The organism is Accumulibacter sp. (genome assembly GCF_029255125.1).
Classification (GTDB): domain Bacteria; phylum Pseudomonadota; class Gammaproteobacteria; order Burkholderiales; family Rhodocyclaceae; genus Accumulibacter.
The window spans coordinates 86,156-93,084 of the sequence record NZ_JAPUVR010000122.1 but is presented as its reverse complement, the minus strand read 5'-3'; the positions used below and the strand labels follow the sequence as shown (position 1 = coordinate 93,084).

The window sequence follows — 6,929 nt, the reverse complement described above, 5'->3', positions numbered from 1 at the left end:
TCGGTGACGACGAGCGTGACGGTCGAACCTGGGGCAGCATCGGTCGTACCGGTGATCGTCGGGGTGTTGTCATTGGTATTGCTGGGGGCGACGACGCTGATCGTCGGCGCGGTTGTGTCGACGGTGCCACCGCCGCTCGCCGTGCCGGTGCCGCCGGCGGGATCGGTGACGCTGGCGACGACGTTGTAACCGCCGTCAGCCAGCGTGTTGCCGGGGGTGGCGCTGAAGCTGCCGTCGGCCTGTACGACCGCGGTCAAGGTCTGGACGATGCCTGCCGCGTCGGTGACGGTGAGGGTGACCGTCGAACCGGGGGTTGCGTTGGTCGATCCGGTGATGGTCGGCGTGCTGTCGTTGGTGTTGTTCGCTGCGACCAGGTTCAAGGTGGGCGGTACAGCGGTGGGTCCGGTAGTGGCGACGGTTTCCGCCGGTGCGTCAGTGGTGCCGGCGATGCCCGCCGGAGCAGTGTCATCCAAGGTGCCGCGTGCCGTACCGAAGTCGAAAGTCAAGGGATCGACGTTCTCTACGATGCGCAGCAGGCGGACGAAAGTGGGTCCGCCGTCGGCGCCGCCAGCGCCGCCAGCGGCCGGACCGGCGGCCGGGTCTTCGAGCAGTTCGTCGAGGCTGCCACCCTCGCGAATGGCCTTGATCACGCGGTTTACATCGCTTGCGCCGGCAACCAGGGCGGCATCGGTGGCATCGGGTCTGACCGTGCCGAAGACATTTTCATCGACCGTCAGCGTTTCGTTTTCGCGCAGCACGAGGGGGCGGTTATCCGGGCTTGCGAGATCGACCCGGCTGCCTTGGGCGGTGACGACGATATCGCCTTCATAAATCATGTCGCCAACTTGCAAGGGGCGCAGCGTACCGTCGGCCTCGCGGACAAAGGCCTTGCCCTGGATCGCGGAAACTCGGGCAACGGGAATTTTTTCAGCCATGGGGGACACCTTCGGATAGGACTGTGGACATACTCAAGATAGCCGGCGCTCGGGTTCTCGCCTACTGTACTGAAGTACGGGAAGTGAACGATGCCCGCTTGCCGGGCGCGGCCGCAAGCGAGCGCGACCGCTGGGTCTGGTCAAATTTGCTCGGGTACGCCATTGATGATCAGGGAGATCTGCAGGCGGTCGCGCGCTTCGAGTTTGTCGAGCACGGCACTGACGTGAAACTTGACCGTACGTTCGCTGATTTCGAGGTCGCGGGCGATTTCCTTGTTGCTGGCGCCCGCAGCGACCGCTAGAGCGACTTCCTGCTCGCGCGCCGTGAGCGCGGCGCGCCATGCGTTCTTCTCGCCGGGACGGCGGGCCAACAGGGCGGCCGTTGTGTTCAGCAGGCGTTTCATCAAGGCTGTGCCAATCCACAGTCCGCCGTTTTGAACCACCGCTGCAACCTGTTGCAGCACGCTCGCTGCCGCATGCCCGTTGCAGTAGCCGGACGCTCCGCCAGCTAGTGCGGCAAGCGCGCCGTCGGTATTCGGTTCGTCGGCGAGAACGATCAGCGGTCGACCGGCCAGTCCCTGGCGCACGCGCATCAGCACGGTGTCGAGTGGCTGGCCGACCGGAAGCAAGGCCCAGACGACACCGCCACCGGCGGGGACGCTGTCCAGGCGCGCCGCGATCAGGCCGGGGAAGGCTTCGCGCCAGGAACTTCGTGGTCGTGCATCCGCACAGAGAAAGATTTGTTGCATGCTCAACGCTCCGAAAGTGCGCGTGACTTGGCACGCAAGACCGGTTTCAGGAGGTAGGACAGGACGCTTTTTTCACCGGTGACGATGTCAACCTCGGCGACCATGCCGGGAATGATCGGCAGATTGCTGCCCAGCGTCGATTGATGGGTACGCACGCGAACGACATAGAAGGCATTGCCCTTGTCGTCGATCACCGTGTCGGCGCCAATGTGCTCGAGCTTGCCGTCGAGGCCGCCGTAGATGGCGAAATCGTAAGCGGTGAACTTGACCACCGCTTTTTGCCCGGGATGCAGGAATGCGATGTCGCGTGGCAGAACGCGTGCTTCGAGCAACAGCGTGTCTTCCAGCGGCACGATTTCGACGACATCCTTGCCCGGCTGCACGACACCACCGACCGTGTTGATCAGCAAGCGCTTGACCGTCCCTTTGACCGGGGAGCGCAGTACCGAGCGGCTCACCTTGTCGGCCAGTCCGACGCCTCCTTCCGCCAGGCTGTTCAGCTTGGCCATCGTTTCGGCCAGCTCCTTGCCCGACTCGTTGCGGAAAGTCAGCCCAACCTCCTCGATCTTGCGGCCGGCCTCGTTGATCGCCGATTGCAGACGCGAAATCTGCGCCGCTGCCATGTCTCGTTCGCCGCGAAAGCGCGAGACATCACGTTCCAGGCGCAACAATTCGACCTCCGATACGGCGCCCGAACTGATCAGGGGCTTGGTGACCGATAGCTCGCGTGCCGCCAGTTCGTGACCCTTGCTCGCCTGCTCGTGCTTGGCGCGTACTTCGACCAGTTCCTGCTGGCGTTGCGCCAACTGCTGGCGGGCAATCGACAGGCTGGCCTCAAGCTCGCTGCGGCGCGATTCGTAGAGTCGCTTCTCTTCCTCCGCGGTGCGTGGGTCCTCCTTCAGTACCTGTGCCGGCAGCTCAAACGCCGTTCCTTCAGCCAGCGCGCGCAAGCGCGCCGCCTTGGCGACCAGCGCCGTGTATTGCACGCGGCTCTCGCGTACCGACGAGACGAAACGCGTCTGGTCGATGCGCAGGAGAATCTGATCCGGTTCGACGACATCGCCTTCGCGCACCAGAATCTCGGCTACGACCCCGCCGTCGAGGCTCTGCAGGATCTGCAACTGACGTGACGGAATCACCCGCCCTTCGCCACGCGTCACCTCATTGACCTGGGTGACCGCTGCCCACATCAGAAACAGCGCCAGTGCGATACCGATCGATTTGAGCAGGACGCGTGCGCGCAAGGGTTCCTGCTGCAGGATGGCCCAGTCCGCATCAGCAGCAAAGCCTTGTTCCTCGTGGCCCTTCTCGGGCTGCATCGCGCGGTTCAGCCACGCGTCGAAACCTGGTTGCAGGCGTTGGCGCAAGCGCTCGCAACGATCGAGCAGGCTGCGCAAACTGCCGATCAGACCCTGGCTCATGATGCGGCCCGCCCGACACGGCCTGTCTGCAAGGCTTCGACGACCTGGTCGCGCGGGCCGTCGGCGACGATCTGGCCGGCATCCATGACGATGATTCGTGTCGCCAGGTCGATCAGGCTGCTCCGGTGCGTCACGATGACCACCGTCTTATGCGCGGCGAAGCGCGCCAGGCGTTCCTTGAAGCCTTGTTCGGTCGAGTAATCCATCGAGCTCGTCGGCTCGTCGAAAAGGAGGATCGGCGGGTCCATCAGGACGGCGCGGGCGATCGCCACCTCCTGCCGCTGGCCGCCCGAGAGCGATTCGCCGCGCTCGCCGATCAGCATGTCGAAACCCTTCGGGTGGCGGTTGACGAACTGCGTCAGACCAGCGACTTCAGCCGCGGCGACGACTGCCGTATCGTCAGCGTACGGCGCGCCGATCGCGATGTTCTCGCGCAGCGATCCGTAGAAAAGCGTCGCATCCTGACCGACGAAGCCGACATTGCGTCGCAGATCGGCTGGATCGAGTTGGCGCAGGTCGATTCCGTCGATACGCACGACGCCTTCGCTGGGTCGGTACAGGCCAAGCATCAGCTTCTGCAGCGTCGTCTTGCCCGAGCCGGTGCGGCCGATGATGATCACTCGCTCGCCCGGCTGGATGCGCAGCGAGACGTTGCGCAAGGCAGCTTCACCCTGCTCGGAGTAACTGAAAGACACCTGGCGGAACTCGATTTCGCCTTTCAACTCCGGGCGATGGATGAAGGCCGTGGCATCCGGCCGCTCGATCGGTTGCGCCATCAGCTTGTCGAGCGTGCTTAGCGCCATTTTCGCGTTCTGATACTGCAGCAGCAGGCCGACGGCTTGCGCCAGCGGTGCGATCGCTCGCCCACCGAGCATGGTGACGGCGATCAGTCCGCCCATCGTCAGCAGCTTTTCCTGGATCAGGTAGACGCCGGCGATAATCAGGGCGACGTTGACGAACTGAGCGATCGCGCCGGCACCGTTGGCGGCCGATGAGGACAGCAGCCGCAGTTGAACCCCGCTACGCGCGAGGAAAGCGGTCGTCCGTTCCCATTTGCTTTGTACGACACCCTCCGCGTTTTGCGTCTTGATCGTCTCCAGCGCGGTCAGGCTTTCGATCAGGGCGGCGTTGCGCAGGGCGGTTGCCCGATACGTCGTCTCCGCAAGTTCGTGCATCCGATGCTGCACGAGATAGGCGTAGACGACGCCAATCAGCAGGCCGAGCAGCGGAATCAGGACGAGTGGCCACGAAATCCAGACGATGACGAGCAGGAAGATCAGCGCGAACGGAAAATCGATCAAGGCCGAGACGGTGGCCGAGGCAATGAAATCGCGCACCGATTCGAACGAACGCAAGTTCGCGGCAAACGAACCGACCGATGCCGGCCGCGCCTCGAGCTGCATACCGAGCACACGCTCCATGATCAGCGCCGAGAGCTTGACGTCGATGCGCGCGCTGGCCAGGTCGATGAATCGCCCGCGCAGCAGGCGCAACATGTAGTCCATGCCGATCACCAGCAAGACGCCGAGCGCCAGCATCCACAGCGTATCGGTCGCATTGTTGGGAACGACGCGGTCATACACATTCATGACGAAGATCGGCATGACCAGGGCAAAAGCGTTGACCAGCAGCGCCGCCCCGATGACATCCCGATAGAGCGCCACCTGCTCGAGCAAGGCTCCCCAGAACCAGTGTCGCTCGACGACCTTGCCGACCTCCGGCGTGCGCGCGTCGAAAGCAAAGCGCGGCCGGACAAAAGCGGCGATTCCGAGGTAACGCTCGCTCAGTTCAGCGTGCGTCAGTCGGACTTCGCCCTGTCCGCTCTCTGGAAATAGAAGCTGCGCCACTTCACCCTTGTCGTCCCAAGCCAGCAGCACGCACGCCTGATCCTTGTCGAGAAGCAGAATGACCGGCAGCAGCGCCTGGTCGATCTCGTCCAGCGCGCGCCGAACGAGCCGACAAGACAATCCGGCGCGCGCCGCTGCCCGCGCGAGCAGCGCGGGGGTCAGGCAGCCGCCGACAAGCGGCAGGCCGGCCGTCAGGGCGGCGCGCGTGCTGGGTCGACCGTGCAGGCGTGTCAGTTCGACAAGGCAGGCGAGCAAGGGATCGTGATGCAGAACGTCTTCGCGCAGATCGGGGACGTGCGCCCGGCCGGCGTCCGGCGCTGTCGGGTGGTCGTTGTTGTTTGGCAAGGTGAGGTTCACAGAAACGTTATCGGTCATCGTCACGAATGCTTGAGGGGTTTCCCGAAAGCCAGGCTTGCCCCAGGGTGGACTGGCGCGGCCAGTGTCCGCTCGCCACGCGGTCGGTGCCGGCGACTGCGACGATCTATGGTTTTGTCCTAATTCAACAGTCTAGCTGCTGGCGGGCGGCCTGTCGATGCACCTCTGTGCGGACCAGATGCGGCTGGCTTGGCGGCGTGGCAGCGGTCGCGCGAGTCCGCGGTCGCATGCTAGACTTGGGCCGTCAGGCAGTGCCCTGCGCCGCATAGGCTGACGTGAGCTTCCGCTTGCCGGCGCTGCAGTTCCCTGGCCCACCACCCGTGGCGCTCCCGAGCGTCGACTCATGCATCTGCGAGGCGCATATGAAACACTTCAGGCAATTCTTTGTCGTTGCCATGGCTGTTCTGCTCGTGCCGCCCGCGGCGCTGCCGGCCGGTCCCGTCTGCAGCCGCAAGGCCTGCAGCGAGGACCCGGCACACGGGTGCTTTCGCCGTGTTGACGGCGACCTGCTCCAGTTTATGCGCTCCAATCCGGCAGGAAGTCTCGCCTGTTTGAGCGAGCAGCTTGCGCAAGGCGGCGAAACGCTGCGGCGCCTGAGCGAGTTCACGGGAATCATCGGCGCGGACGTCAAACCGGACAACGTCGACATCGTCGAGGACAAGGGTGGTCTGCACGTCGGTCTGATCGACCTCGACGACGGTGGACATGGCAGCTTTCTGGCTGATTTCCTTCACACCCTGAGCTATAACCACGCCTGGAACCCGGAAACGGTCCGGATCCCGTTCAATCGGGCCGTCGAGGCTTACCAGCGCGGTCTGGCCGGGCAGGCGTTGACCGGCGTCGGCTCGCTCAAGGACATCCTCGGCGACGCAACGGCAGCTGCGGCAGAATGCAAGCCCTTGCGCCGAAAGGCACGCGACTGGGCAGAACCAGACGGCGTCGGAAGCCGGGTGAAGCGGCAGTACAAGACCGATAGCAAGGCGCTGGAGGACGCGATCCACCGGCAGGAGCTCGGCCAGATCGTCGCGCGCGGCGTCAGGCTCAAGGAGAGCGGTGGCAGCATGTGCCTACCCCGCTTTCTCTATCTGATCGAGAACGAGGGCAAGGGAAAGAAGGGCGACAAATGCCGCGTCGTCGAGTTCAAGGCGCAAGGTATTCCGGCTGCCGCCGTTTTTGGCGCGGCTTCGGATCACGCGGCGCGGATCGACAAGCTGCTCGAGCATTACCGGCCGAATCGCAACCCAGGCACGCTACTCGAGGTGGTTCACGCGCCGAGCGGCACTTACTACCTCGAGCGCGTCTCGGCGGAAGCCCGCTTCGATGGCGCAAGCAAGCCGAAAAAGGCCGCCGACATCGCGCGCCAGCAAGCGTTTACGCTGCACATGCTGCATTGGTTGGGGAGCGCACATAGGCGCCAAAGCAGGCCGTACGCGGAGGCTTTCGAGCGCGAGTTCGAGCGCGACTTTCCGGGGTTGCGCAAGCGCTTTCAGGATCTGATCGAAGCGCACGTGGTGGATATGGGCAGGCTTTCCCGACTCGGTACGCCGGGCTGTTTCTGAGCGACAGGCCTCGCGCCGTACCGTGCCGCGCCGCCGTTTGTCG

Annotated in this window: 5 protein-coding genes; 1 reads left to right on the top strand and 4 read right to left on the bottom strand. The window is 64.3% G+C overall.

Annotated features, from left to right (window positions below; translation table 11 throughout):
• From Q1L59_RS13035 to Q1L59_RS13020, 4 genes are all read right to left on the bottom strand, one after another.
• On the bottom strand, positions 1–935 hold a 935-nt coding region (locus Q1L59_RS13035; RefSeq protein ID WP_300332837.1), incomplete at its 3' end, for a retention module-containing protein.
• Between the two features lie 140 nt (positions 936–1,075).
• Positions 1,076–1,684: a response regulator transcription factor gene (locus Q1L59_RS13030; protein ID WP_300332835.1), complete on the bottom strand. Its 609-nt coding sequence runs from the start codon at positions 1,682–1,684 to the stop codon at positions 1,076–1,078.
• 2 nt (positions 1,685–1,686) lie between these two features.
• A complete protein-coding gene (locus Q1L59_RS13025) occupies positions 1,687–3,105 on the bottom strand; it encodes an HlyD family type I secretion periplasmic adaptor subunit (protein ID WP_300332833.1) in 1,419 nt (472 codons plus the stop codon).
• Positions 3,102–5,327 (bottom strand): type I secretion system permease/ATPase, encoded by a 2,226-nt coding sequence (locus Q1L59_RS13020; protein WP_300332831.1) that lies wholly within the window; start codon positions 5,325–5,327, stop codon positions 3,102–3,104. Before Q1L59_RS13020 ends, Q1L59_RS13025 begins: the two co-directional genes overlap by 4 nt.
• 362 nt (positions 5,328–5,689) lie before the next feature.
• On the opposite strand from Q1L59_RS13020, the gene Q1L59_RS13015 reads away from it, so the two are divergent.
• Positions 5,690–6,886 (top strand): hypothetical protein, encoded by a 1,197-nt coding sequence (locus Q1L59_RS13015; protein ID WP_300332830.1) that lies wholly within the window; start codon positions 5,690–5,692, stop codon positions 6,884–6,886.
• Positions 6,887–6,929: the final 43 nt, after the last annotated feature.

Bases quoted from the DNA above. Each gene is read 5' to 3' on its own strand.
- Q1L59_RS13020 (WP_300332831.1), bottom strand. From the start codon at position 5,327: ATGACCGATAACGTTTCTGTGAACCTCACCTTGCCAAACAACAACGAC.
- Q1L59_RS13015 (WP_300332830.1), top strand. From the start codon at position 5,690: ATGAAACACTTCAGGCAATTCTTTGTCGTTGCCATGGCTGTTCTGCTC.
- Q1L59_RS13025 (WP_300332833.1), bottom strand. From the start codon at position 3,105: ATGAGCCAGGGTCTGATCGGCAGTTTGCGCAGCCTGCTCGATCGTTGC.
- Q1L59_RS13030 (WP_300332835.1), bottom strand. From the start codon at position 1,684: ATGCAACAAATCTTTCTCTGTGCGGATGCACGACCACGAAGTTCCTGG.